Source organism: Ilumatobacter sp., from assembly GCF_049588435.1.
Classification (GTDB): Bacteria; Actinomycetota; Acidimicrobiia; order Acidimicrobiales; family Ilumatobacteraceae; genus Ilumatobacter_A.
The window spans coordinates 1-2,647 of record NZ_JBAVYV010000467.1; the positions used below are offsets into that span (position 1 = coordinate 1).

General features: G+C 68.3%; 2 protein-coding genes and 1 pseudogene. All 3 read right to left on the reverse strand.

Annotated features, from left to right (window positions below):
* Window positions 1–207, reverse strand: a pseudogene (locus WBV89_RS17845) (hypothetical protein); the annotation flags it as partial.
* Window positions 208–359: 152 nt separating this feature from the next.
* On the reverse strand, window positions 360–1,610 hold the full coding sequence (locus WBV89_RS17850; protein ID WP_423982681.1) for a M23 family metallopeptidase: 1,251 nt from the start codon (window positions 1,608–1,610) through the stop codon (window positions 360–362).
* A gap of 168 nt (window positions 1,611–1,778) precedes the next feature.
* On the reverse strand, window positions 1,779–2,647 hold an 869-nt coding region (locus WBV89_RS17855; protein ID WP_423982682.1), incomplete at its 5' end, for an alpha/beta fold hydrolase.

A 2,647-nucleotide genomic window follows, 5' to 3' on the forward strand; every position in this document is an offset into this window, starting at 1 on the left:
TCCGCCGATCAGCGACACAGGATCGCCGGGGAAGATCGCCGCGGCCGGCTCGTTCTCCGGTGTGGCCGGGGCGAAGGTGGCGTCGACCCGGTGGGTGAACGTTGCGGACCCGACCGGGACACCGCCCTGAGCGTCGATCGTGCTCGAGATGGGCGACGCGCCCTCGGTGCCCGTCGACGAACAGCCGGCGACGAGCGCGGCCAGCACGAGAAGAAGGATTGGCGATCGACGCACAGGCGCCCACTTTCGGGAGAGGGCCGGGACGTCCAGGCGGGTTCGCTGATGTTAATCCCGATGGGCGGGCCGAACGGTGACCGGGTGCAGCGGATGGGTGGACCTGCGGGTTGCGAGCTCGGGGACTACGGCGCATCCGGGAAATCCACGACGCTCCAGATCAGCGGTGCCTGATCGGTGCGAGCCCCGGCATCCGGATCGGCGGCGAATCCCGTCGCGAGTCCGAACGTCCCAGCGAAGGTGAAGGCGTCGATCTCGAACGGCACGTTGTCGCCCAAGGCCTGCGTGGGCGTCCTCTGCAACTGGAAGTGGAGGTGGACCTCCGCACTGTTGCCCGTGTTCCCCACGGCCCCGATGATCTGGCCTCGGGTGACCTTGTCACCCACCTTCACCGTCGGGGACCCGGGCGACAGGTGCGCAGAGAAGGCGTAGACCCCGTCGCCGATGTCGATGGAGACGTAGTTGCCGCTCATCCCCGCGATGTCGAGACCCGTCGGCAACACACCGGGCGCGCTGTCGGCGGTGTCGGACACCACCGCGACGACGGTCCCGTCGGCCACCGCCAGCACCCGCTCGCCGTAGGCCAGATAGTCCTCGTTGTCGGTGGGATCGCCACGGAACGTCGGTGACAGCCCGGTCGCAGCGAGGTCCGCCTGCGCAGCGGGATCGAGCGTCATGTCGACCTTGAACCAGTCGACGGCGAAGCGCTCGGCTCCGTTGACCCTGCCGCCGATCGGCAACATCACACTGCGGTGGGTGCCCATGTCGCAGCACCCGCTCCCGGCCAACCAGTCCGCACCCTCGAGGGGCGGCCCGATCACCACCGGCGACTCGGCGCTGGTCGTCACCGGCCCACCGATGATGGAGGTGGGATCGCCCGGAAAGAGTCCCGCTTGGGCCTCGGCCTCCGGGGCGAGCGGGCCGAACGCCGCATCCAGTCGGTGGGTGAACGACGCCGGTACGTCGACGAGGTCGTCGTACACGTCGTCGACGATGAGCACACCTGTCGCGCCGGCAGGGATCGGTCCACCTGCCGGGCCTGCGAGCACCATCGTCCGTTCGGCGAGGGCGTCACCTTCGACCACCGCCATGACGTCGCCCTCTGGCCCTCCCTCGAGTGTCTGGAGCCGGGTCACGGTGGCCTCGCGCGGTGAGTAGTTCAACACGGAGAGCTCGTAGGCGACGTGCACCTTGCCATCGGTCCCGGTGAAGGGGATCGGGTCCGGCGCCAGGGTTGTGATCACGAGCGGCGACAACGCGTCGACGTCGGACGCATATCCATCCATCACGCCGTTGCCGGCAACGCCCGTGGTCGACGTGGTCACCGCGGTCTCGGAATCCGTCGACGAGCACCCGGCGATGAGAGCGACAACCACCAGGACAAGGAACGGGGATCGACGCATTCGGCGGCCGCTTTCGGTAGACGGCCGGGAAGCTCCAGACGTGACAGGTGAGGTTAGCCCAGCGATGGCAACCCGGATGTTGGGCGCGACGTGTGGCGCGCCATCGACTTCTGCATGCGCCACGCGAGTCCGGATCGAGAATCAGCAGCTTGCGGCTGGTCGGATCACGGAACAGATCTGCTCGTTGACGACCGGAGCGTTCTCGAGGTAGATGCCGTGGGCGCTGTTGGTCTCTGTGATGTGGGTGGCGTCGAGCGACGTCGAGAGGAGCGTGTGGGACTCGAGCAGCGCGGCCGAGTAGTCGATCAACGTGCCGTCGTCGCCGAAGGGAAGGATGAACCACGGCTGGTCGGAGCTGAGCACCACGACCGGCATCGGGGGCAACGGCGGCAATGCCTCGATGGCTGCGTTGCTGGCAACGAGGTCGATGCTCTCGCGACCGTTCGTCGGACTCCCGAGCGCGGCCTCGACGTATCGGTCCCACGCTGACGCCCCCATCGTGGGTTCCATGAACTGCGACGCGGGATCGATGAGGACGAGACCGGCGACATCGTCGGGATGGGCGCGGGCATATGTGGCCGCCATCAGCCCGCCGAGTGAGTGGGCAACCAGCACGTACGGGCCGGGGACGTCCGCGGCCGTCAGCAGTGCGTGGATGTCGGCGGCATCGTCTGCGGTCGATGTCGGTTGGGCCACGTCGGGCGATCGACCGCGCGAGCCGTCGTCCAGCAGGGTCCCGGGACGGTCGTATGCACAGGTGCGGGTCGAGCGCGCCGTGGTCTGGAAAACGGCGTCGTCGTTCTCCGATGTCTGGTCTGGCGCATCGGTCCCCGATCGGGCGTAGTGCCAGGAGTCTCCGGCATTGCCGGTGCCCGAGATGAGCACGACGGTCGGCGAGCCGGTGCCGCTGCACTCCAGGTACAGGCTTCGACCACCGTCCATGTCGACCAGACCAGCGAAGTTGCCGTCGGCGGGCACCGTGCCCGCCTCGGCGGTGTCGGTCGCCGTCG